The organism is Guyparkeria sp. SCN-R1 (genome assembly GCF_003932495.1).
In the GTDB taxonomy this organism is placed as follows: Bacteria; Pseudomonadota; Gammaproteobacteria; order Halothiobacillales; family Halothiobacillaceae; genus Guyparkeria.
On the sequence record NZ_QZMT01000009.1, the window covers coordinates 48,939 to 73,030 of the forward strand.

The window sequence follows — 24,092 nt, forward strand, 5'->3', positions numbered from 1 at the left end:
ATTCAGGGAAAATGCCCCGAGGCACCCCGGATCAACCAGGATCGCTATCAGCGCACCATGTGCAGTTTTTGTCCCAACATCTGGGGCGTGACGAGTACCACGCCCCCGGGGCTGACCTCGAATCGCTCCCGATCCGCCTCGAGATCGACCCCGATCTGCATGCCCGGCGGGATCAGGCAGCCCTTGTCGATTACCGCCCGTCGCACCTCGGCACCTTCGCCCACCTGCACGTTGGGCAGGATCACGGCATCTTCGACGTAGGCCTGCTCGCGCACCATCACGTTCGAGAACAGCAGCGAATGGCGCACCACCGCACCGGAGATGATGCAGCCGCCGCTGACCATCGAATCGATGGCCATGCCGCGGCGGCCGTCCTCATCGAAGACGAACTTCGCCGGCGGCAACTGCTCCTGGTAGGTCCAGATCGGCCAGTCGGTGTCGTAGAGATTGAGATCGGGCTGCACGCCGATCAGCTCGAGGTTGGCCGACCAATAGGCATCGATGGTGCCCACGTCGCGCCAGTAGGGTTGATCGGTCAGCCCCGGTTCGCGGAATGGGTAGGCGTAGACCTGATTCTCCTCGATCAGGCGCGGGATGACGTTCTTGCCGAAATCGTGCTCGGAGTCGGGATCGTCGGCATCGAGGATCAACTGCTCGAACAGGAAATCGGTGCGAAAGACGTAGATACCCATCGAGGCGAGCGACGAGTCGGGCGAACTCGGCATGCGCGGCGGGTCGTCGGGTTTCTCGACGAAGCTCTCGATACGGCCCTCGCGATCGATGCCCATCACGCCGAAGGCACGGGCCTGATCGATCGGCACCTCGATGCAGCCGATGGTCAGGTCCGCGCCCTTCTCGACGTGGTAGGCGATCATGGGACCGTAATCCATCTTGTAGACGTGATCACCCGCGAGGATCAGGGTGTATTCCGACTCGTGCGCGCGCAGGATGTCGATGTTCTGGTAAACGGCGTCCGCGGTGCCGCTGTACCACGACTGGTCGTTCATGCGCTGCTGGGCGGGAAGCAACTCGACGAACTCACCACGGGCGACGTGATTGCCGCCCCAACCAAGCTGGACGTGCTTGATTAGCGAATGGGCCTTGTATTGCGTCAGCACCCCCATGCGGCGAATGCCGGAATTGACGCAATTGGACAGCGGGAAGTCGATGATGCGGAACTTGCCCCCGAACGGCACGGCCGGCTTGGCACGCCAGTCGGTCAACTGACGCAGCCGCGAGCCGCGTCCACCGGCAAGGACCAGGGCCAATGTATCCCTGGTGATTCGACTGACCAGTCGCTTGGGGCTGTCGACAATCATCCCGAGTTTCCTCTCGCGTTCCATGTGGTCGAAACAGCGGCTAACCGCCAGTCGAAAGCCTAGCGCATCCGTGTTTCCGGGGTATAACAATTTCGAGTCGAGGGAGACCATCGCAGGAAACGCCGGGCCTTGCGAACCTGCCCTGCTCTTTTCCAGGCCCTGCACACAGAGCCCCGGCAACGAGGCCACGGCACGCGTCATCCCGGAACCGGAGACCCGATCCGGGCTCGCTGCGACCCCGCGCCTATGCCATAGTCGGGTCAGCGAATCCGCCTGGCATCGCCGACAGTGCGCACCAGCGCCAACTACCGGGATCGAAACCGCATGGAAAACGACCTGCAAGCCATTGTCGATGCGCGCCACCACGACCCGCACCGGGTTCTGGGCGTGCATGCCATCGACAACGAAAACCTCCAGCTACGCACCTATCAGCCGCACGCCGCATCGGTCGAGACCGTCGATCAGGACGGCGAGCCCATGGCATTGACGGCCCACCCGGAATGCCCCGGCCTGTTCGAGGCCTCCCTGCCGCGTGCCTGGGTTCCCAAGCATCCGGCCTATACCGTCGTCATGCCAGACGGGCATCGGTACGAGATCGTCGATCCATACAGTTTCCTGCCGACGGTCGGCGAACTCGACCTGCACCTGTTCGCCGAGGGCCGACATCTGCAGTTGTGGCAAATGCTCGGTGCCCAGGTTCTTTCGGTCGACGAGGTGGTCGGCACCCGTTTTGCGGTGTGGGCCCCCAATGCCGAGCGTGTCAGCCTGGTCGGCAGCTTCAACGACTGGGACGGTCGTCGTCATCCCATGCGCGTGCTGGGTGACAGCGGCGTCTGGGAACTGTTCGTCCCGGGGGTAACGGTCGGCGATCTCTATAAGTTCGAGATCACCAGCCGCCTCACCGGCGAGACCCAGCTGCGCACAGACCCGGTCGGCCGCGCCTTCGAAATGCGCCCCGACACGGCCGCCATCGTGCCGGCCTTCCAGCCCTTCGAATGGCACGATGACGACTGGATGGCCCGCCGCGAGCAATGGCAATGGGACCAGGCGCCCATGGCGACCTACGAGGTGCATCTGGGTTCCTGGCGATTGCCCGACGGGCGCTTTCCCAGTTACGACGAACTGGCCGATCAACTGATCCCCTACGTCCAGGAACGCGGCTTTACCCACATCGAATTGCTGCCGGTCACCGAGCATCCCTTCGATGCCTCCTGGGGTTACCAGACCACCGGGTATTTCGCTCCGACCAGTCGCTTCGGCAGCCCGACCGCCTTCTGCCGTTTCGTCGACCGGGCCCATGCCGCGGGCATCGGCGTGATCCTGGACTGGGTCCCCGCTCATTTCCCGCGTGACGAATTCGCCCTGGCGCGCTTCGACGGCAGCGCGCTCTACGAACACGAGGACCCCCGTCGCGGCGAACACCGGGACTGGGGCACCCTGATCTTCAACTACGGCCGGCGCGAGGTGCAGAACTTCCTGATCGCCTCGGCACAGTACTGGGTCGAGCAACTACACCTCGACGGCCTGCGCGTCGACGCGGTCGCCTCGATGCTCTACCTCGACTACTCCCGCCAGGCCGACGACTGGCTACCCAATCGGCACGGCGGGCGGGAGAACCTCGAGGCGATCGATTTCCTGCAGCGGCTCAACCACACGATTCTCTCGCGCAACCCCGGCACCCTGATGATGGCCGAGGAATCCACCGCCTGGCCGATGGTCTCCCGGCCACCGGAACACGGCGGACTGGGTTTTTCCATGAAGTGGAACATGGGCTGGATGAACGACTCGCTCGCCTACTTCAGCGAGGATCCGCTGCACCGGCCCTATCACCACAACCTACTGACCTTCGGGCTGCTGTACGCCTTTTCGGAAAACTTCGTGCTGCCGCTCTCCCACGACGAGGTCGTGCACGGCAAGCGCTCCTTGCCCGGCAAGATGCCGGGTGACGAATGGCAGCGTTTCGCCAATCTGCGCCTGCTGCTCGCCTGGCAGTACACCTTCCCCGGCAAGAAGCTCCTGTTCATGGGCACCGAGTTCGGCCAGGGCAACGAGTGGTCACATGCGCGAGAACTCGACTGGTGGATGCTCGACTACCCGTTGCACCAGGGCATCCAGGCCCTGGTCGACCAGCTCAATTTCCGCTACCGGCACGAACCCGCTTTGCACGAACGCGACTTCGATGCCGGCGGCTTTGCCTGGATCGACTGCAACGACCGCAACCAGTCGGTGATCAGCTTCCTTCGTCATGGCCATTTCGAGACCGTGGTGGTGGTCTTCAACTTCACCCCGGTCGACCGCCCCGGCTACCGCATCGGCGTACCCGAGGCCGGGCGGTACCAGGTGCTCCTGAGTACCGACGGCGAGGGCTTCGGTGGCGCGGGCCACAACCCATCGCCCGGCACGGCCGAGGCCACCCCGTGGCACGATCAGCCGGCGAGCCTTACGCTCGATCTGCCCGGCCTGTCGGCGGTCGTGCTCAAGCACGGCGGCGACTGATGACTCCCGCTGTGCCGAACCACCACGGTCCGATAACATGCGATACTTGGCGGTTTGGGGCGCACATCCAAAGTGCCCCCTTGGCGTGACGCCAACCGGCCGCCCTAACCGATATCAAGGAGATACCGACGTGTCGCTGTCTGTGCTGTTTGCGACGAGTGAAGCCTATCCCCTGATCAAGACCGGGGGACTCGCCGACGTCTCCGGCGCGTTGCCCGCCGCGCTGACCGAGCTGGGTATCGACGTACGCCTGGTCCTGCCGCGCTACGGCGACCTGGCCCTGCGCGAGGACCAGACCACCGAGCATCTCGCGCGCCTCGACGTCCTTGGCCAGCCGGTCGACATCCTGCAGACCGTCATGCCCGACAGCGGTGTACGCGTCTACCTGGTGGACCACCCCACCTTCTCCGCCCGCCAGGGCAATCCCTACATGGGTCCGGACGGCAACTCCTGGCACGACAACCCCGACCGATTCGCCCTGTTCGCCCGCGCGGCCGTCGCCGTCGCTACCGGCGAGGTCGACCCCGACTGGCACCCGGACGTGGTACATGCCAATGACTGGCAAACCGGCCTGATCCCGGCCCTGCTCCACGAGGCAGAAAAGCCGCAGACCGTCTTCACCCTGCACAACCTGGCCTATCAGGGCGTGTTCGACCGATCGACCTTTGAGCGCCTGGGGCTGCCATGGAGCCTGTGGCGACCCGACGGGCTCGAGTTCTGGGGCAACATGTCATTCATCAAGGGCGGCATCGTATTTGCCGACCGCATCACCACGGTGAGCCCCAACTACGCCCGGGAAATCCAGACCGCGGAGTTCGGTTACGGCCTCGATGGACTGCTACGCCATCGCAGTGATTCGCTGGTCGGCATCCTCAACGGCATCGGCTCGGACTGGAACCCGGAGACCGACCCCGCCCTGGTCACGCCCTATTCGCGCGACAAACTCGACGGCAAGGCGGCAAACAAGGCAGCCCTTCAGAAAGAGCTCGGCCTGCCGATACGGGATGACGTGCCCCTGATCGTGCATGTCGGTCGGCTGGTGGAACAGAAAGGGATCGACCTGCTCATCCAGGCCCTTTCCATGCTCGGGCAGCGCGACGTGCAGTTCGCCTGCCTGGGCAGCGGCGAGCGGCGCTTCGAACAGGCCCTGCGGGCACGTGCCGAGGCCGATCCCGAGCGCATCGCCGTACGCATCGGCTACGACGAGGGACTGGCCCATCGACTGGAAGGAGGTGGCGATGCGTTCATCATGCCGAGTCGGTTCGAGCCCTGCGGGCTCAACCAGCTTTACAGTCTCAAGTACGGCACCGTACCGATCGTTCACAGCGTCGGTGGCCTGGCCGACACGGTTACCCCCGTCACGCCGGCGACCCTCCGCGACGGCAGCGCCACCGGCATCGTGATGAACCAGGTCGATGTCACCTCGATCCTCTGGTCGATCGACGAATTCAAGGCGTTGTTCAAGCGACCGGACGACCTGATACAGGTCCGCCAACAGGCAATGAGCCAGGAGTACGACTGGGGGGCCAGCGCCCGTTCCTATCTCGAGCTCTATCGAGCGATATCGAACCCTGACACAAAATGATGAATCGATTCCAGACCAGCCCTGCCCAGGTCCGCGACGAACTGACCCGCCTAATGGGGGCCGCGTTGCACGAGGGCGTCAAACGGCTGTTTGCCCAAGTCGAGCGGCAGCTGTTCGATCAGGCCTCGTCCGAGACCGACAACGATCGACGGGCCGAGGCATTTGAAGCCATCGCCCTATGTCGAAGCGAGCAGGAGGACTTCTACCGCGCCTTTGCCCAGACCCTGCTGGAGCCGGCGGCGGACTGGCGGCAGGCCGAATGGCATCAACTGATCGGCGATCGCGCTCGCGCGCTGACGTTCGAAGACAAGCTTGCCGAGGCCGGCCAGCGCTGCGGCATCGAGCACACCCAGTTCGAGGCACGCATCGGTCAATTGCACAACGATGACCCGGAGAACGTTCCCGCCGGCCTGTTCACACTCGAATCGATCAGCCGGGCCTTTCTCGCCCGAACCCGCGACTTGCCGGACAGCGTCCGCCAACGATTGATCGCCCACTGGGCCGAACAGGTGCTGTTCCGGCTCACCCCGATCTACTCGGTACTCAACGACTACCTGATCCAGGTGGGTGTCCTGCCCGGCATCAAGCGGCTGCGCGACCCGCTGGCCGACGCAACCCCGCTCGGCACGCCGCCAACTGCCCGACCGACCGTCCCCGACGTGCCGCAACACGCCGGCCCCTCACCCGAAGCACTGGCCGACCGGTTGGTGCCGTTGGTTCGCGCCAGCATTGCCGGCGACGACCAGTATCAGTTCCGCTTCGAGCGCGACCAGGACTGGCGTCCCGACGATTTCGCCGCGTTCATTCGCGACCGCCTCGAGCCCACCCTGCCGGCCGCCAACTGGCCGACCCGCAGCCGGGAAGTGATTCGCCTGGTCGGCATGACCTTGGGCGACGTACTCAATGACGAGTTGATCGATCCGCGCCACCGCCGACAGATCGCCACGCTGCAACTCGCGGTGTTGCTGCTCGCATCGAAAGATCGCCATTTCCTCTCCGATGCCGATCACCCGATGCGTCGCATCCTCAACCTGCTTGCCCTGATCGGCTCGGACCCGGATCTCAAGCCGGATATCGAGTCGACCGCGTCGATCCTTGGCCCCATCCAGCAGGCCGTGCTCGACAACCCCGCCGAGCTCGACACATTCGCCGATCACCTGCGAGATATCTCGCGCGGCAAGCCGACCGAGTCGCCCGAGCCGGCGGTCACCCCGGCGCACGAGCGTCTGGCCCAGATCGAGGAACGATGCCGAATCCGCGTCGGCAAGATCCTGGCCGGTCATACCAACGAGATGCCGGTGCGCGCGCCGACACGCGCCCTACTCGACGACGTATTCCAGCCCTTCATGGTCCGCACCATGATCAACCAGGGCCGGCAAAGCGCACCGTGGGCCGGAATTATCGGCCTGCTCCAGGATGCACTGACCCTGCAACCCGACCCCACCCTGGGTCCGGATGACGTCAAGGCATTCAGCCGCGAGGCCTCGCGGGTGTTCAACGACAGGACCAGCGACGGGCTGCTCGGCGAAGAGCAGCAGACCCTGGATGCCTTCATCGAGTATCTCGACGCCCAGAGCCGCGACAGCCTGGACGTGCCCGTAGTGTCCCGGTCGAAACCGGCAGGTGCCGAGCAAACGCCAACCCATGCCACCGTCGACGGCCCGAAGGCCGAAGCGGTGTCTGTCGAAGCGCTGACGATTCCCTCGCCGGTCGTCGAGGCGGACTCGCCGCCGACCACCCCGGATCACGTGGCGTGCGCGGAGGAGGATTCGCAGGCAGACGTGGTCGCCAACGAACCGGAAACCACCGCAAGCCACATCCCCACCGACGGGCTACTGCTCGCCTCGCTCGACGTCGTTCAAGCATTTTTCGAGCAGCAGAGCACGAGCGAGGAATGGTTCGAGGTATACACCGGGCCCGGGCGTGCGCTGCGTCGCCTGAAAGTCCGGGATCTCGACATCGACAACGGCGTGGTCAACTTCGCCAATCGCACCGGGCAAGCCAAGCTGAACCTCCCCGTCGCTCAGGTACTCGATGACCTGTTCGCCGATCGCACGCGGCTTGTGTTCGGTAACCCACGATTCGCCCGCTCGCTTACCGAGTTGCGCGGCCAACTGGAGGAGCATCGCGATGAACACTGAACACGCGACTCGCCCCAGTGGTGACGAGCACCACCGCGACCGCCGCGACTTCCTGCGGCTCGACAAGACCGGCTCCGGCCTGCTGCGCCTCACCGGTGAATCCCACCCGGTGGGCAGCGGAAGCATCATCGATATCAGCGCCAACGGCCTGAATCTCTGCTGCGACGCCGACTGGGCCGACCGGGTACGCCCCGGCACACCGGTCGAGGTGGTTGCGCGCCTGGAGGAGAATGCCGAGCCGTTCTACCTGCTTGGCGAGGTGATCTGGCATCGTCCCCTGGAAAATGGCGAATGCCAGATCGGCATCGAACTGCCTCTGCCCGGGGAAAAACCCGACCTGCCACGCAACGACAACCGCGACTGGCGGGCCCTTTTTCTGGCCTGAGAATGCGAGGGGCGATTTGAACTGCCGGCGAGCCTGCCCCCACGGCCGACTGGCTCTCACCAGAACCCTGCGCAACCGCTCAGCCGAACTGCGGCCATTCGTCCAACGATCTGCCCGCAGACCCTACCGAGGTTGGCGCCAGGCTGTTGTACAATTCACGCCCTCAGCACGCGCCGCCCGACGACTGCCTTCCGCGTCCGCCATGCGCGACCCGTGCCTGCCACCCGACACACACCGACCCAGGCGACCAGCCCGACCGACCTATGCGAATTATTACCGGCAACGCCGCTCGATCCCCGTTTCGACTCGCCAAGCTCCAGCAGCGACTGGCGGCCATCCATCCCGGGATCGAGGCCGTGCATGCCCGGTTCGTGCACCTGGTCGATACCAAGGATGGCTCGCAGGTCGACGAGGCCCGCCTGGAGGAACTCCTCGACTACGGCGAGCCGGCGGAAGACTGGTCGGACGTCTGGCCGCGAGTCGTCGTCGCCCCGCGGGCCGGCACCATCTCGCCATGGTCGAGCAAGGCCACGGACATTGCCCGCATCTGCGGCCTGGACGGCATCGATCGCATCGAGCGGGGCATCGAATTCGCGGTGTCCGGGCACTCGATCAATACCGATGACTTCGACTGGCGCCCGGCCCTCCTCGAGGTGCTGCACGACCGCATGACCGAGTCGGTCTACCACGACGAGCAGTCACTCGAGGCTCTGTTCACCCACGCGCAACCCGCCCCGCTCTCGCGCATCGCTCTGGGCGACGATGCCCAGGGCGCGATTGCCGCGGCCAACCAGCGCATGGGCCTGGCCCTGAGTGGCGACGAGGTCGATTACCTCGCCGACGCCTATCGTCGACTCGAGCGCGATCCCACCGACGTCGAGCTGATGATGTTCGCGCAGGCGAACTCCGAGCACTGCCGGCACAAGATCTTCAACGCCGACTGGACCATTGACGGCGAGGAGCGCGAGCTGTCGCTGTTCGCGATGATCCGCAACACCCACAAGCGCCACCCCGAGGGCACGCTGTCGGCCTACAAGGACAACGCCGCGGTCCTCCAGGGCCAGGATGGCACCCGCTTTGCCGTCAATCCCGTCACCGGCAACTACGAGACGGTCGACGAGCGTATCGACTTTCTCGCCAAGGTCGAGACACACAACCACCCCACCGCCATCTCGCCCGATCCGGGTGCCGCCACTGGCGCCGGCGGCGAGATTCGCGACGAGGGCGCGACCGGCCGCGGCGGCAAGCCCAAGGCCGGCCTGACTGGCTTTTCGGTCTCCAACCTGCGCATCCCGGAGCTGCCTCAGCCCTGGGAGGCGGCCACCGCGGACATCGGCCGTCCGGACCGCATCGTCAGCCCGCTGGAGATCATGCTCGACGGCCCGATCGGCGCCGCCGCGTTCAACAACGAATTCGGCCGCCCGGCACTGGGCGGCTATTTCCGCACGCTCGAGATGAACACCGGCGAGGACGAAGGTGTGCACCAACGCCACGCCTGGGGGTACCACAAGCCGATCATGATCGCCGGCGGCGTCGGCGTGATCCGCCCCAACCTGATCGAGAAGGAACCCATCGCTCCGGGCCACCTGTTGATCGTGCTAGGCGGCCCGGCCATGCAGATCGGTCTTGGCGGGGGCGCGGCCTCCTCGCAGGATTCGGGCGCCGGCCATGCCGAGCTCGATTTCGCGTCCGTGCAGCGCGCCAACCCGGAGATGGAACGGCGCGTCCAGGAAGTGATCGATCGCTGCATCTCGCTCGGCGATACCAACCCGATCGTATCGATCCACGACGTCGGCGCCGGCGGGTTGTCCAACGCCCTGCCCGAGCTGATCAACGATGCTGGTATGGGTGGCACCTTCGACCTGCGCAAGATCCCCAACGACGAGCCGGGCATGACGCCTCTGGCCATCTGGTGCAACGAATCCCAGGAACGCTACGTGCTGGCGATCCAGCCCGGCGACCTCGAGCGCTTTGCCGCCCTGTGCGACCGTGAACGTGCGCCGTTCGCGGTCGTCGGCACGGCCACCGCGGAGCAGCACCTGCAGGTCGCCGACCCGCACTTCGGCGACAACCCGGTCGATCTGCCGATGCAGACGCTGTTCGGCCATCCGCCAAAGATGCACCGTGACGTCAAGCACCAGCCGCACGCCGCCGTCGAGCTCGATCTCGACGGCGTGGAGGTCAACACCGCGCTCGATCGCGTACTCGCCCTGCCGGGCGTCGGTGACAAGAGCTTTCTGATTACCATCGGCGACCGCTCGGTCGGCGGCCTGGTCGCGCGCGACCAGATGGTCGGGCCGGCGCAGGTGCCGGTGGCCGACAGCGCGGTCACCTCGACCGATTTCTACCACCATCACGGCGAGGCGATGGCCATGGGCGAGCGCGCCCCGGTCGCCCTGCTCGATGCGCCGGCATCTGCGCGGCTGGCACTGGCCGAGGTGGTCACCAACCTGGCCGGCACGGCGATCGACGGCACCGACCGCATCAAGCTGTCGGCCAACTGGATGGCTGCCTGCGGGCACGAGGGCGAGGATGCACGCCTGTTCGACACCGTGCGCACCGTCGGCATGGAGTTCTGCCCGGCGCTGGGGATCAGCATCCCGGTGGGCAAGGACTCGCTGTCGATGAAGACCCGCTGGCAGGACGGCAAGACCGAAAAGACGGTTACCTCGCCGGTCTCGCTGGTTGTCACCGGCTTCGCGCCGGTGAGCGACGTGCGCCGGACCCTGACGCCGGAACTGGTTTCGGATACCGACAACCGCCTGTTCCTGGTCGACCTTGGCCTCGGGCAGAACCGCCTGGGCGGCTCGGCGCTTGCCCAGGTCTTTAATGCGACCGGCACGACCACGCCGGACATCGCGCCGGCGCCGCTCAAGGCCTTCTTCGACCTGACTCAGGAGCTCAACCGCCTCGGCTATCTGACCGCGTACCACGACCGCAGTGACGGCGGGGCGATCACCACCCTGCTGGAGATGGCCTTTGCCGGCCGTTGCGGGCTGGACCTCTCCATCGACGGGCTTGGCGGCGACCCGATGGCCGGGCTGTTCGCCGAGGAAGTCGGTGCCGTCTTCCAGGTCAAGGCCGGTGATGCCGACTTCATCCGCGAGCAGTTCGAGGCCTCCGGCCTGGGCGAGGCCCTGATCGAGCTGGGCCAGGCGGTCACCAAGCCGCAGGTCCACGTCGACTGGCGCGGCAAGACCGTGATCGACCGTTCGCTGACCGATCTCAAGGCCATCTGGTCCGCGACCTCGTTCCACATGAGCGCCTTGCGCGATAACCCGGAAACCGCCGATCAGGCCTATGCCGCGGCAACCGACCTCGACGACCCGCAACTCGCCGGCGCCGAGGCGCGCTTCGATGTCAGCGAATCCGTCGCCGCGCCGATGATCGCCACCGGCACACGCCCGCGGATCGCGATCCTGCGCGAACAGGGCGTCAATGGCGAGGTCGAGATGGCCGCGGCCTTCACTGCCGCCGGTTTCGAGGCCGTCGACGTGCACATGGCCGACCTGATTGCTGGCCACCACGACCTGACCGACATGAAGGGGCTGGTCGCCTGCGGTGGTTTCTCCTTCGGTGACGTGCTCGGCGCCGGTTCGGGCTGGGCGCACGCGATCCGATACAACACTCGGGCCAGTGACGCCATGCAGGCGTTCTTCGAGCGCGACGACACATTCGGTCTGGGGGTGTGCAACGGCTGCCAGATGTTCTCGCAGCTTTCCGACCTGATCCCGGGCGCGGCCCACTGGCCCCGTTTTCTGCGTAACCGCTCCGAGCAGTTCGAGGCACGGCTGTCGCTGGTAGAAATCCCGCAGTCGCCGTCCGTCCTGCTCGCCGGCATGGCCGGCTCGCGTCTGCCGATCACCGTCGCCCACGGCGAGGGCCGGGTGGCGTACCGCCGTCCGGAGGATGCCGAGCAGGCCTTCACCGCCCTGCGCTACGTCAATGGGCACGGCATCGCCACGGAAGCGTACCCGGCGAACCCCAATGGCTCGGCGGCCGGCGAGACCGGCTTTACCACCGAGGACGGCCGCTTCACCATCATGATGCCGCATCCCGAGCGCGTCTGGCGGGCGAGTCAGTTCTCCTGGCGTCCGGACCGCTGGTCCGCGGATCAGCGTGATCCGGACACCGATCGCGGCCCGTGGCTGCGTCTGTTCGAGAACGCGCGGGTCTGGGTCGACGGCTCGTGACGCCCGGCATGAATCGCCAACGTCTCCGGCGCGCCTAACGTGTCGCCCGCGATGACAGCGGGCGAGCGCGTCCCGCCCACCCTTATCCTGATGTCAGGCTCCACTCTGTGGGGCCTGACCTGGATCTGGCTCAAATACGCCCACTCGCTGGGCATCGGCCCGATCCTGCTCACCGTCATTGCCTACGCCGCGCAATGGCTGATCATCCTTCCATTTGCCTGGCGTGCCTGGCACGACCCGACGCGACCGCCGATCACCCGGCTGAACTGGGAATGGCTGGCCCTGCTGGCCTTCGCCGCCGGCGTCTCGGGCGTGGGGTTCACGATCGCGATGGTCTACGGCGACGTCGTCCAGTCGATGATGCTGTTCTTTCTGATCCCCGCCTGGGGCGTGCTCTTCGGCCGCTTTTTCCTCAAGGAACCCCTGACACCCGCCCGTGTACTGGCGGTCATCAGTGCCCTGGCCGGGGCGTTTCTGATACTCGGCCCGGATTTTGGTGACGGTTTACGTGCCGCGGACCTGTTCGCGCTGGTCGCGGGCTTTACCCTGGCCGCGGCCAACACCCTGTTCCGGTTTCTCCATGAGCAGCCGATCCCGATCAAGCTCACCCTGATGCAGGGCTCAACCGTGGTGCTCGGCCTGATCGCCTGGGCCCTGTCCAGCGAGTTCGGCGTGGTACCGACGCTCTCGGCGGTCGGCAGCAGCGCACTCTACGGGGCGACCATGCTGCTGGCCGCCGTGCTGGCGACGCAGTACGCCGTCGAACGCCTGCCCGCCTCGCGCACCGCCATCCTGATGACCCTCGAATTGCTGGTGGCCGTCGCCTCGGCGACCTGGCTGGGTGATCGCATCCACGGTGCGCACGTCTGGACAGGGGGCGCGCTGATCCTCACCGCCGCCCTGCTCGAGGCGGCCACCGCCCGTCACCACCGCCCCCCGGTCGCGCCATGCAAGGGCTAAACCCGCAACAACAGGCCGCCGTGCGGCACATCGACACCCCGCTGCTGGTGCTCGCCGGCGCGGGGTCGGGCAAGACGCGCGTGATCGTCGAGAAGATCGTCCACCTGATCGAGTCCAAGGGCACGCCCGCCCGCGGCATCTGGGCGGTGACCTTCACCAACAAGGCCGCGCGCGAGATGGGCGAACGGATCGGCCAGCGCCTGCCTGCCGAGCGCCGTCGCGGGCTCAATATCTCGACCTTCCATACCCTCGGACTGAACCTGATCCGTCGCGAGATCCGCACGCTCGGCCTGCGCCCGGGTTTCACCGTCCTCGACGCCGAAGACAGCCTCAACCTGATCAAGTCGCTACTGCAGCAGAACGAGTCGGCCGCGGGGATGATCGAGCCCAAGGAGGCCCAGTGGCAGATCTCGCAGTGGAAGAACGACCTGCTCACCCCAAAACAGGCCGCCGAGATCAGCGCCGACCAGGTCGAGGCGGCATGCGCCTCGCTCTACAGCGACTACGCCCGGCAACTGACCGCCTGCAACGCGCTCGATTTCGACGATTTGATCAAGCGACCGGTCGAGTTGCTGCGCGACAACCCCGAGGCGCGCGAGCGCTGGCAGCACCGCGTGCGCTACCTGCTGGTCGACGAATACCAGGACACCAACGCCAGCCAGTACGAACTGGTGCGCCTGCTGGTGGGCAAGCTGGGCCGCCTAACGGCAGTAGGCGACGACCACCAGTCGATCTACGCCTGGCGCGGGGCGCGCCCGGAGAATCTCTCCCATCTTGAGCGGGACTTCCCCAATCTCACCACCATCAAGCTCGAGCAGAACTATCGCTCGGTGAATACCGTGCTGACCGCGGCCAACCAGCTGATCGCCAACGACCCGACCACCCAGCCCAAGACCCTCTGGAGTGCGGTCGGCCCCGGCGAGGCACACCGGGTGCTGGTCTGCGACACCGCCGAAGACGAGGCCGAGCGCATTGCCACCGACATCCTGCACCGGCACTTCAAGGACGACTCGCCCTATCGCAACTTCGCGATCCTGTTCCGCGGCAACCACCAGGCGCGCCTGATCGAACAGCAACTGCGCAAGCTTTCAATCCCCTACATCCTTACCGGCGGTCAGTCGTTCTTCGAGCGCGCCGAGGTCAAGGACGCCATGGCCTACCTGCGGCTGATGGCCAACCCGTCCGACGATGCCGCGTTGCTGCGGATCATCAATACCCCGCGGCGTGGCATCGGCCCGACCACCCTCGAGCGCCTGGGCCAGATCGCCCGCGAACGTCACGTCCACCTGGGGGCCGCCGCCCGGTCGGTGACCGCCGCGCAACGGCTCGACACCCGCGTGCATCACCAGCTGACCCAGTTCCTCGACTGGCTGGACGCCACGCGGGGGCGCATGGACGAGCAGCCCGCGGCCGAGGCGATGCGCACGATGCTCGAGGAAATCGACTACTTCGGCTACCTGCGCGAGCAGGAAAACAGCGCCAAGGCCGCCGAGCGTCGCTGGACCAACCTGCAGGACTGGCTCGAATGGACCGAGCGGATCGCCGTGGACAACGACAGCGGCGAATCGCTCTCGCTGACCGAGCTGGTCCAGAAGATGAGCCTGCTGGGCATTCTCGAGCAGAAGACCCGCGACCAGGACGACAACGCCGTTCGCCTGCTGACCCTGCATGCCGCCAAGGGCCTGGAGTTCCCGCATGTCTATCTCACGGGCATGGAAGAGGATCTGCTGCCCCACCAGGACTGCCAGGAAGACGATCGGCTGGCCGAAGAGCGACGCCTGTGCTTCGTCGGCATCACCCGCGCCCAACGCAGCCTGACCTTCACGCTCACCCGGCGGCGGCGACGCTATGGCCAGTGGCGCGACATCCAGCCCAGCCGTTTTCTCGAGGAGGTCGAACCCGACCTGCTCCGCTGGGAAGGCATCGGCGTGCAGAAAAGCGAAGAAGAAAGCAAAGCGACCGCCGCCGAGGCAATGAACGCGATCCGTGCCATGCTGGGAAAGCCTTGAGGCCAACACCACTTCAATTAGTTTTACTGATCAGGCATTAGTGGGCCGGCGCAAACCCCAAGCCGATTTGCTATGCTTCGGGCGCTTGATTCCGTGACCCGATTCGCGGTCACGCCCGTCCAGTTGCCAGCGCGAAGGACCAGCGGAACACCATGCAGCCATCCGATACCCCGAGACGCTCTTCCCTACCGCGGCGCTGGCTGTTTCGGTTCCTGCTTCCCCTGCTGATCCTGGGCGTTGCGATAGCGGCCTTCCTCGCCCTCAAGGCGAGCCGGCCCGACGCCCCCCAGGCCAAGCCTGAGGAACGCGCCTGGCTGGTCGAGACCATGACCGTCGAACCGGCCAGGCGCCATCCCGTCTTGACCCTGTACGGCGAGGTTGCCAATCCTGACCGGCTCTCGATCAACGCCCCGCTTTCCGCGCGCGTCGCCGCCGTGCCGGTCGAGGATGGTCAGTCCGTGACCCAAGGCGAACGCCTGATCGAGCTCGACCGCCGCGACTTCCAGCCGGCCCTGTCGCGTGCACAAGCGAATCTCGCCGATCTCGAGGCGCAGATCCGCGAGGTGCAGGCGCAACACGAATCCGATCGCCAGGCACTGGCCCTCGAACAGGAAATCGTCCAGAACGCCGAAACCGCGCTGTCTCGGAGCCGTGACCTGCGGGGACGCAACCTTGCCTCGCAGGCCGACGTCGACAACGCCCGAGACACCCTCAGTCAGGCCCGCCTCGCCCTTAACACCCGGCGCGAGCGCCTGTCGACATTCGACGCCCGCCTCGCCGGGCTCGAGGCACGCCGTGACGCCGCCGAGGCCGACGTTCTGGCGGCCGAACGCGATCTCGAACGTGCCCGGGCCGAGGCCCCGGCCGACGGCCTGATCGGCAACGTCGAGGTCACACCGGGTGACCAGGTGGGTGCCAATGCCGCCCTGCTGACCTTCTACCCGTGGAGCGGTTTCGAGGCGCGCGCGCTGATTCCCTCGACACGCGTTGCATCGATGCTTGAGGCGTTGCAGGCAGGCAATCCGCCCCGTGCCCGCTCACGAGAGACCGACACGCCACTCGAGCTCGAACGCATCGCCGCCGAGGCCAGTGGCCAAGGCGCGACCGGGTTGTTCCGCTTTGTCGAGCCCGATCACTCCCTGCGGGCGGGTCAGGTGCTGACAATCGAACTCGAGATGCCGGCGGTCGAGGATGCCGTCGCCATCCCGCACAGTGCGCTCTACGGCAACGATCACGTCTACCGTATCCGTGACGGGCGGCTCGAGCGCGCCCAGGTCGAACGACTGGGCGAGTACCGCGGCGATGACACGACGGGCGACAAAGGCGTGCTGCTGGTGCGCGCCCCGTCCCTTGCCGCCGGCGACCGCCTGGCCACCACCCAGCTGCCCAATGCCGTCGACGGTCTGCGGGTGCGCTGGGAGGACGCTGAATCCGAGACGAGTGGCAGCTCCACCACCGGAGCGACGGAATGACCGACGGGCAACCGCGGGGGATCCTGGAGCGTTTTGCCCGGCACCGGGTGGCCGCCCACCTGGTGATGCTGCTGATGATCCTCGGCGGGCTATTCGCCATCTCGCGGATGAACATTCAGTTCTTCCCCAATTTCGCCGTCGACATCGTCACTGTTTCGGTGGTCTGGACCGGCGCCTCGGCCGAGGACGTCGAGCGCGGCATCACCAACCCGCTCGAGGAACGTCTGCGCGCCGTGCCCGACGTGGACACCATGACCTCCACCTCCGCGCAGGGCATCTCCACCATCACGCTGGAATTCCTGCAGGGCACCGATCCGGTGCTCGCGCTCAACGATGTGCGCGAGCAGGTCGACACGTTCCGCAACTTCCCCGCCGACGCGGAAAACCCACAGATCAGCCGCGCGCCGAAGTTCGACCCCGTCGCCCGGCTGCTGGTCTACGGCGACGTCGAACGCGGGGCGCTGCGTCAGTGGGTCGATCGCTTCGAGCGCGAACTGATCGACCGGGGCATCGACCGGGTCACCGTCAACGGGGTGCCCGAACAGCAAATCGCAATCGAGGTGCCCTCATCGTCGCTGATGGCGCTGGGACAATCCCTGCCGCAGCTCTCCGAGACGATAAATGCCCTGTCGCGCGACGTGCCGGCGGGCGAGTTCGGCAGCGCCGACGGCGGGCGCGAACTGCGTGCCGTAGAGCAACGGCGTCGGCCGCTGGAGTTCGCCAACCTGTCGGTGATCAGCAGCCCGCAGGCGCGCCTCGACCTCGACCAGGTCGCCCACATCCTGCAGGAGCCGCGTCGCGACTCGCTGCTGCTGCGCCATGAGGGCATGCCGGCGGCAGAACTGGTACTGCAGCGGGCCGAGCACGGCGACAGCCTCGACTCGGCGCGGGCGTTGCAGCAGTGGGTCGACGAGACCGCCCCGAACCTGCCACCCGGCATGCATGTAAAGGCCTATGACCAGTCCTGGCAGCTGATTCGCGACCGCATCAACCTGCTGGTCACCAACGGCGCGGGTGGGTTGATCCTGGTCCTTGTGCTCCTGTACCTGTTCCTGCCCGGGCGGGTGGCCTTCTGGGTGGCCGCGGGCATCCCGGCGGCCTTTCTCGCCGCACTGGCGATCCTGTGGCTGATCGGCGGGTCGATCAACATGATCTCGCTGTTCGCCCTGATCATGGCACTCGGCGTGATCGTGGACGATGCGATCGTGGTCGGCGAGGACGCCGATGCGCACTTTCGCCACGGCGAGGCGCCCCTGCTCGCCTCGCAGGGCGCCGCCCGCCGCATGTTCTGGCCGGTAATGGCCTCCTCGCTGACCACCATCGCCGCCTTCATGCCGCTGCTGGTGGTCGGCGGCACCATTGGCCAGATCCTGCGTGACATCCCCATCGTGATGATCTGCGTGATCGGCGCCTCGCTGGTCGAGGCCTTCCTGGTGCTGCCGGGTCACCTGCGCGGGGCGTTCAGCGGTCGGCATCGCGACGGCCAGCTCGAACAACGCCAACCCGGCCGCATGGCCCGCTTCCGCGCCGGATTCGATCGTCGCTTCGATCATTTCCGCCAGCGCCACTTCCGCCCCGCCGTGCGCTTCGCGATCGGCCACCGGGCCGTGACCCTGGCCACGGCGGTCGCCACCGTGATCGTCGCTGTGGGCCTACTCGCCGGCGGACGACTGGGCTTCACCTTCTTCCCGACCCCCGAGTCGCAGATCGTTTATGCCAACGCCACCTTCGTTGCCGGCACCGATCGCGAGCGCATGACCGCCTTCATGGACGAGGTGGAACGCAGCCTTGCCGAGACCGAGCAGGAACTAGGCGAGACACTCGTGCAAACGGCCATCATCCGCCAGGGCGGAACCATCGGTGCCGAGAGCGGCACCCAGGGCGACCAGCTCGGCTCGATGCTGATCGAGCTGGTCGAACCGGATGCCCGCACCACCCGTAATGCCGAGTTCATCCGCACCTGGCGCGAGAACACCCGCCTGCCGCCGGGCATGGAAAACTTCTCGATCAGCTCGCGCCAGGGCGGCCCGCCGGGCGCCGACCTGACCGTGCGTCTCAAGGGGGCCACCACCGACGATCTCAAGGAGGCCGCCGTCTCCCTGGCCGAGACCCTCAAGGGGGTCCCGGGGGTGGTCGACGTCACCGACGACCTGCCCTACGGCCGACAACAGATCACCTTCTCGGTCAACGCCCAGGGCCGGGCGCTCGGCCTGACCACCAGCGATGTCGGCAACCAACTGCGTGCGGCCTACGACGGCGCGCTGAGCCAGATCTACCAGTCCGGTCCGGACGAGGTGGAGGTGCGGGTGCTTTTGCCGCGCGCCGAACGCCGCCAGATCGCCTCGCTCGACGACCTGAGCATTCGCACCGACGACGGCAGCTTCGTGCCGGTTCGGCAGGTGGTCGATCTCGGCTCGCAACGCGGCTTCGAGGCCATCCGCCACGCCGAGGGCGTGCGCGCCGTGGAGGTGTCCGCCGAGATCAACCGCGAACTGGCCAACGCCGAGAACCTACGCGCCTCGCTCGAACGCGAAACCCTGCCGGAACTGGCCAGCCGATACGGCATCGGTTACAGCTTCGAGGGACGCCAGGCCGACCAACGCGAGACCATGGCGGACATGAAGTTCGGGCTCTATCTGGGGCTGGCGCTGATGTACATCGTGCTGGTCTGGGTGTTCTCCGCCTGGACCATGCCGTTCATCGTGATGACGGTGATTCCCTTCGGCTTGGTCGGGGCAATCTTCGGCCACTGGGCGATGGGCATCGAGCTGACCATCCTGTCGCTGTTCGGGCTGTTCGGGCTGTCCGGGATCGTGGTCAACAACGCCATCATCCTGGTCGCCTTCTACCGCGATCAGCTCGCCGCGGGGCTATCGGTCGACGAGGCGCTCGAGCAGGCCGCCGTGCAGCGCCTGCGCGCCGTGATGCTGACCTCGCTGACCACCATCGGCGGGCTGACCCCGCTCTTGTTCGAGACCTCGCTGCAGGCTCAGTTCCTGATCCCGATGGCCACCTCGATCGCGTTCGGCCTGGGCTATTCCACCCTGCTGGTGCTGTTCGTCATCCCCGCCCTGCTCTCCCTGCGCGAGAGCATCAGCCAGCGGGTAATGCCGGGACAAAGCGCGCCGGCATAGAGGTTCCGCAGGTATTCGCGCCTAAAGGCGCTCCTACGGCATCGATTCCAGCGTAGGAGCGGCTTTAGCCGCGAAGGTGTCGGCCGACACTCACGCCTGCGACGTTGATCCCGGCATAGGAGCGGCTTTAACCCTGATACCCCAACCCGACCCTCAAAGCACCGACAACAGCCGCCGCACCGGCAGCCGTCCCTTGGGCGATACCCGGTCCTGGCACAGGGCCGAGTGCAGTTCGGCGGTCGCCAGCGCGTCGATCAGGGCGTGGTGGGCGTGGTAGCGCGGCAGGTGGTAACGCCCGCGCAGGGCATCCAGGCGCAGTTCGCCCGGGCCGTGATGCAGGTGACGCCGTTCGAAGCCCTGCCGGGCCAGTTGCAGGGTGTCGATCACCGGAATGGCCAACCCGGCGCCGAATTGCCGCTGACAGGCGGCATTGAGAAAGGCAACCTCGAAACGCGCGTTATGCGCCACCAGCACGCGCCCGGTCAGTGCCTCGAGCACCTGTTCGAGCGCCTCGCGTTCCGGCAGCCCCTCGGCGGCGGCATCGTCGGTGATGCAATGGATCACCGCACTCTGCTCGGGGATGCCGATCATCGGGTTGATCACCTCGTGATGGGCGGTGGCCAGATCGATCGTCGGTCCGCGCATCACCACCCAACCCACGCTCAGCAACCGATCATTGCGCGAATCGAGCCCGGTGGTCTCGAAATCGAGCACCAGGTACTCGCCCTCGCGCCAGTCGGCATCGATATCCGCCACGGGCGTGTCGAGAAAGCGGGCCAACGGCGAGTCTTCCACCGCCCGACGGCGGTGATAGCGCCGGCGCAGGGAAAGCCAGGTACCGTGCGGAAACCAGGACAGGCGCAGTCGAGCCATCTCAGCGGGTGCCGCTGACATCGAAGTGGGCGCGCACCCAGCGCTGGTAGTCATCGACCACCCGGAAGGCATCGCGCAGGTGATCGCGCTCAAGACCCGAGAGCCGGTCCGGGTCGAGCCGGTTGTCCAGTGGCTCGCCCCGGCGGGCCTGCCGGGCCTGGTGGCGGGCACGTAGCACGTAGAACAGGCGCCAGGCATCGGCTAGCCCGGCGGCAGCCTGCTCCGACAAGCCACCGGCCTGCGCCGCAGCTTGCAAGCGACGTACCGTGTGCAACTCCGGCAACCCCAGGCTGACCGCGTGCAGGCGGGCGAGATCGGCAATCGGCATCAGCCCGTACCGCTTGAGATCGAGCCGGTCGTCGTGTTGCTCGTCGTCCACCACCACCAACCGGCGGAAAAAGCCCAGCGGCATGCGGATGGCCAGTGCGTTGTTGGCCAGATGCCGCTGGAAGATGGTGTTCTCCTGGGCCGCCGGGCGTACCGTGGTCCAGAGCGCCTCGAGCAGCCACTCGCGCCCGGCAACCACCCGCATGTCGAAGAAGTTGGTCGCCAGCATGACCGAGTGCGGCTCGGGCTGCTCGATCCAGTCGACGAACTGCGCCTGCCAGCCGGCCACCGGCTGGCGCCAGTCCGCGGTGGTGGCCATGGTACCGCCCGGGCACGGCGCCAGGCCGGCCGCCGCCAGGCCATCGGTCACGAACCGCGCGAAGCGCTCGAACCACTCGCCGTGGCGCTCCGGCTCGAAGGCGTCATCGAGGATCAGGGCGTTGTCCTGGTCGGTGAACGCCGTCTGCTCGCGCCGGCCCTGGCTGCCCAATGCCGCCCAGGCCCAGGCGATGGGAACCGGGCCGAGTTCCTGCTCGGCCAGTTCGGTCAGGCGACGGGTCATGGCATCGGTGACCGTGACCATCGCCTCGCCCAACGGCTCGGCCTCCGCACCGATCGCGACCAGCTGGGCCTCCAGATCCGGCAGGCGCGACCCGACCCGGGCGATCGCCCCGACATCCGGGGCCGCCATCGCATCACGCACCAGGTGAATCGAATGGGTGCCCTGGTGGCGCAGCAGATCGGAGGTCGACAGGATGCCCACCAGCGCACCGTCCTCGGCGACCACCGGCAGGTGGTGAATGTTGTGACGCGAGAACAGCAACGAGGCTTCGAAGGCCGAACTCGTCGGGGCGACCGTGATCAAGGCCTCGCTCATGATCTCGCGCAGTGACGAGTCGACCGATACTCCTGCGGCGATGCAGCGGCGGCGCAGGTCGCGGTCGGTGACCAGCCCCACCAGTTGCCCGTCTTCGAGCAGCAACAACGCCGATACCTGCGCCTCGGTCATGAGCTCGGCGCCTTCGCGGATTACGGTGTCCGGCGAGGTGGTGATCGGCTTGCGCCGCAGCAATGCCTCGACCGTTGCCGCCATCAGCGCCTCCGGACGACCGCCCTGGCCCAGCTCGCTCAGGGCGCGCTCGAGGCGCTCGCGCCGCGTGCGCTCGAAACGCCAGGCGAACACGGGATGGGCGGCAATCAGCTCCTCGAATGCCGGCAACGGCAACTGGTAGAGCAGGCTGTCCTCGACCACGGCCACGGTAGCCGCACCGCCATCGTCGTCCGCGCGGGTATCGAGTTCGGTCGCATCGGGGGTATCGAGGTACAGGTCGGTCTCGCCGAGCTTTTCGCGCAGGCGACCATCGGGTTCTCGCACGGCCAGCGCGCCACTGCGCACGATCCACAGGCCGGTCTCGGCATCCGGCGGCGGGAAAGGACGACCACGGCGCAGGTAGCGCACCGTCAGGCGACGAGGCAAAGAGTCGAGTACCGCCGCGGGCAGCTCGGCGAAGGCCGGTGCCTCGGCGATGAAATCGCGTATTTCCCAGAGTTCCGCGGCCATCTTGGCTCCTTGCCGGCCGGGCCCGACAGCCGGGCCCCGTGTGGCGATTCGATCAGCGGGGTGCGATGCGGATCGGACCCTCAGACCCCATAGTAGCCGCGATACCACTCGACGAAACGGGCCACGCCCTCCTCGACCGGCGTGCTCGGCGCGTAGCCGACATCGGCCTTGAGGTCGTCGACGTCGGCGTAGGTATCCGGCACGTCGCCCGGCTGCATCGGCAACAGGTTGAGTTCTGCCTTCTTGCCGGTGGCCTCCTCGATCAGCTCGATGTAACGCAGCAACTCCACCGGACGATGGCTGCCGATGTTGTAGACCCGCCAGGGAGCGAACGACGTGCCGGAATCGGGACTCGCGGCACTCCAGTCGGGGTTGGCCGTGGCGACGTGGTCGAGCGTGCGGATCACGCCCTCGACGATGTCGTCGACGTAGGTGAAGTCGCGCCGGTGATGACCGTAGTTGTACACGTCGATCGGCTTGCCTTCGAGGATGTTCTTGGTGAACTTGAACAGCGCCATGTCCGGCCGGCCCCACGGGCCGTAGACGGTGAAGAACCGCAGGCCGGTGGTGGGCAGGTTATAGAGCGAGGCGTAGGTATGCGCCATCAGCTCGTTGGCCTTCTTGGTCGCGGCATACAGCGACAGCGGATGATCGACGTTGTGATGCACCGAGAACGGCATTTCGCTGTTCGCGCCGTAGACCGAACTCGACGAGGCGTAGACCAGGTGCTTCACGTCGTTGTGGCGGCAGCCCTCGAGGATGTTGGTAAAGCCCACCAGGTTGGAATCGATGTAGGCATGCGGGTTCTCGATCGAGTAGCGCACCCCGGCCTGGGCGGCGAGATGGACCACCCGCTCGGGGCGGACCCGCTCGAACAGCGCGGCCATGCCGTCCCGGTCGGCCACGTCCAGTTTCTCGAAGCTGAACCCGGGCCGTTCAGTCAGGCGGGCCAGGCGCGCCTCCTTGAGGCTCACGTCGTAGTAATCATTGAGATTGTCCAGCCCGACAACCTCGTCGCCACGCTCGAGCAACCGTGCCGATAACGTCGAGCCAATGAAACCGGCGGCGCCGGTGACCAGAATCCGCATGCGTTCTCCCGTGAAGTGATCCGCGTCGTTCGTATGGCGCCCACGGCGGGCGCGGGCGCGCGTCTGAAAAAGATTATGCCTGCCACGCCCACCCCCTCCAACCGGGCCCGCAACACGGATCGACGTGGCGGATCGACGTGGCCGATGCCACCCCGGCGAAACGCCCGGTTCTCACGCGACCTTCTGCCCTACCCCCAAGGCTGGAAGACAAAAATTTTTTTCATCCCCGATGGTTTTGTTGATGGCGAGCCCGGTCGGTCGCCGAACAGCCGTGCGGGGACGCGGGGTTAGCGGTTTTTCCACCGGGTTTATCCACAAGCTGTTCACCACTTGCCCAGAACCTTCCCCCAGGCTGCCCACCAACTAATACACAGCATATAGTGGTATTGACTCAATCAGAGCACAGTATTTGCGATTTTCCCAGTTGACTTTGCTCGACCAGAGACCACAATCAAGGCCTTCGAGGGGGCAGCGATTGACCCGGTCGCCACCCCCGGATTCGCACCGGCAACGGCCCATCGGCCCGCCGGTCGACCAGACAAGGGCTGG

General features: G+C 66.4%; 13 protein-coding genes. 9 read left to right on the top strand and 4 right to left on the bottom strand.

The window, feature by feature from the left end; translation table 11 throughout:
• Positions 1-47 precede the first annotated feature (47 nt).
• On the bottom strand, positions 48-1,319 hold the full coding sequence (glgC, locus tag D5687_RS06605; protein WP_370271308.1) for a glucose-1-phosphate adenylyltransferase: 1,272 nt from the start codon (positions 1,317-1,319) through the stop codon (positions 48-50).
• A 324-nt stretch (positions 1,320-1,643) separates the two neighbouring features.
• On the opposite strand from glgC, the gene glgB reads away from it, so the two are divergent.
• From glgB to D5687_RS06650, 9 genes are all read left to right on the top strand, one after another.
• Positions 1,644-3,815, top strand: coding sequence for a 1,4-alpha-glucan branching protein GlgB (gene glgB, locus D5687_RS06610; RefSeq protein WP_125198982.1), 2,172 nt, complete (start codon positions 1,644-1,646; stop codon positions 3,813-3,815).
• A gap of 130 nt (positions 3,816-3,945) precedes the next feature.
• Entirely contained in the window at positions 3,946-5,400 is a 1,455-nt protein-coding gene (gene glgA, locus D5687_RS06615; RefSeq protein WP_370271309.1) for a glycogen synthase GlgA, read from the top strand.
• A complete protein-coding gene (locus D5687_RS06620; RefSeq protein WP_125198983.1) occupies positions 5,397-7,541 on the top strand; it encodes a DUF1631 family protein in 2,145 nt (714 codons plus the stop codon). The genes glgA and D5687_RS06620 overlap by 4 nt, the downstream gene beginning before the upstream one ends.
• A complete protein-coding gene (locus D5687_RS06625) occupies positions 7,531-7,926 on the top strand; it encodes a PilZ domain-containing protein (protein ID WP_158611789.1) in 396 nt (131 codons plus the stop codon). The genes D5687_RS06620 and D5687_RS06625 overlap by 11 nt, the downstream gene beginning before the upstream one ends.
• A 263-nt stretch (positions 7,927-8,189) precedes the next feature.
• Positions 8,190-12,119 (top strand): phosphoribosylformylglycinamidine synthase, encoded by a 3,930-nt coding sequence (gene purL / locus D5687_RS06630; RefSeq protein WP_125198985.1) that lies wholly within the window; start codon positions 8,190-8,192, stop codon positions 12,117-12,119.
• Positions 12,120-12,209: 90 nt separating this feature from the next.
• The gene (locus D5687_RS06635; RefSeq protein ID WP_158611790.1) at positions 12,210-13,079 is read left to right on the top strand and encodes a DMT family transporter; all 870 of its coding nucleotides are present in this window, start codon (positions 12,210-12,212) and stop codon (positions 13,077-13,079) included.
• Positions 13,067-15,088 carry a UvrD-helicase domain-containing protein gene (locus tag D5687_RS06640; RefSeq protein WP_125198987.1) on the top strand — a complete coding sequence of 674 codons (2,022 nt, stop codon included), beginning with the start codon at positions 13,067-13,069 and terminating at the stop codon, positions 15,086-15,088. Before D5687_RS06635 ends, D5687_RS06640 begins: the two co-directional genes overlap by 13 nt.
• A gap of 152 nt (positions 15,089-15,240) precedes the next feature.
• Positions 15,241-16,560 (top strand): efflux RND transporter periplasmic adaptor subunit, encoded by a 1,320-nt coding sequence (locus D5687_RS06645; RefSeq protein WP_125198988.1) that lies wholly within the window; start codon positions 15,241-15,243, stop codon positions 16,558-16,560.
• Positions 16,557-19,694 carry an efflux RND transporter permease subunit gene (locus D5687_RS06650; protein WP_125198989.1) on the top strand — a complete coding sequence of 1,046 codons (3,138 nt, stop codon included), beginning with the start codon at positions 16,557-16,559 and terminating at the stop codon, positions 19,692-19,694. Before D5687_RS06645 ends, D5687_RS06650 begins: the two co-directional genes overlap by 4 nt.
• Before the next feature lie 153 nt (positions 19,695-19,847).
• Here D5687_RS06650 and D5687_RS06655 read toward each other — a convergent pair whose 3' ends face one another.
• The 3 genes from D5687_RS06655 to D5687_RS06665 all read right to left on the bottom strand — a co-directional run bounded on the left by D5687_RS06655 (position 19,848) and on the right by D5687_RS06665 (position 23,543).
• A complete protein-coding gene (locus D5687_RS06655; protein WP_158611791.1) occupies positions 19,848-20,567 on the bottom strand; it encodes a 3'-5' exonuclease in 720 nt (239 codons plus the stop codon).
• Between the two features lies 1 nt (position 20,568).
• Entirely contained in the window at positions 20,569-22,455 is a 1,887-nt protein-coding gene (locus D5687_RS06660; RefSeq protein WP_125198991.1) for a putative nucleotidyltransferase substrate binding domain-containing protein, read from the bottom strand.
• An 80-nt stretch (positions 22,456-22,535) separates the two neighbouring features.
• A complete protein-coding gene (locus tag D5687_RS06665; protein WP_125198992.1) occupies positions 22,536-23,543 on the bottom strand; it encodes an NAD-dependent epimerase in 1,008 nt (335 codons plus the stop codon).
• Between the last annotated feature and the right edge of the window lie 549 nt (positions 23,544-24,092).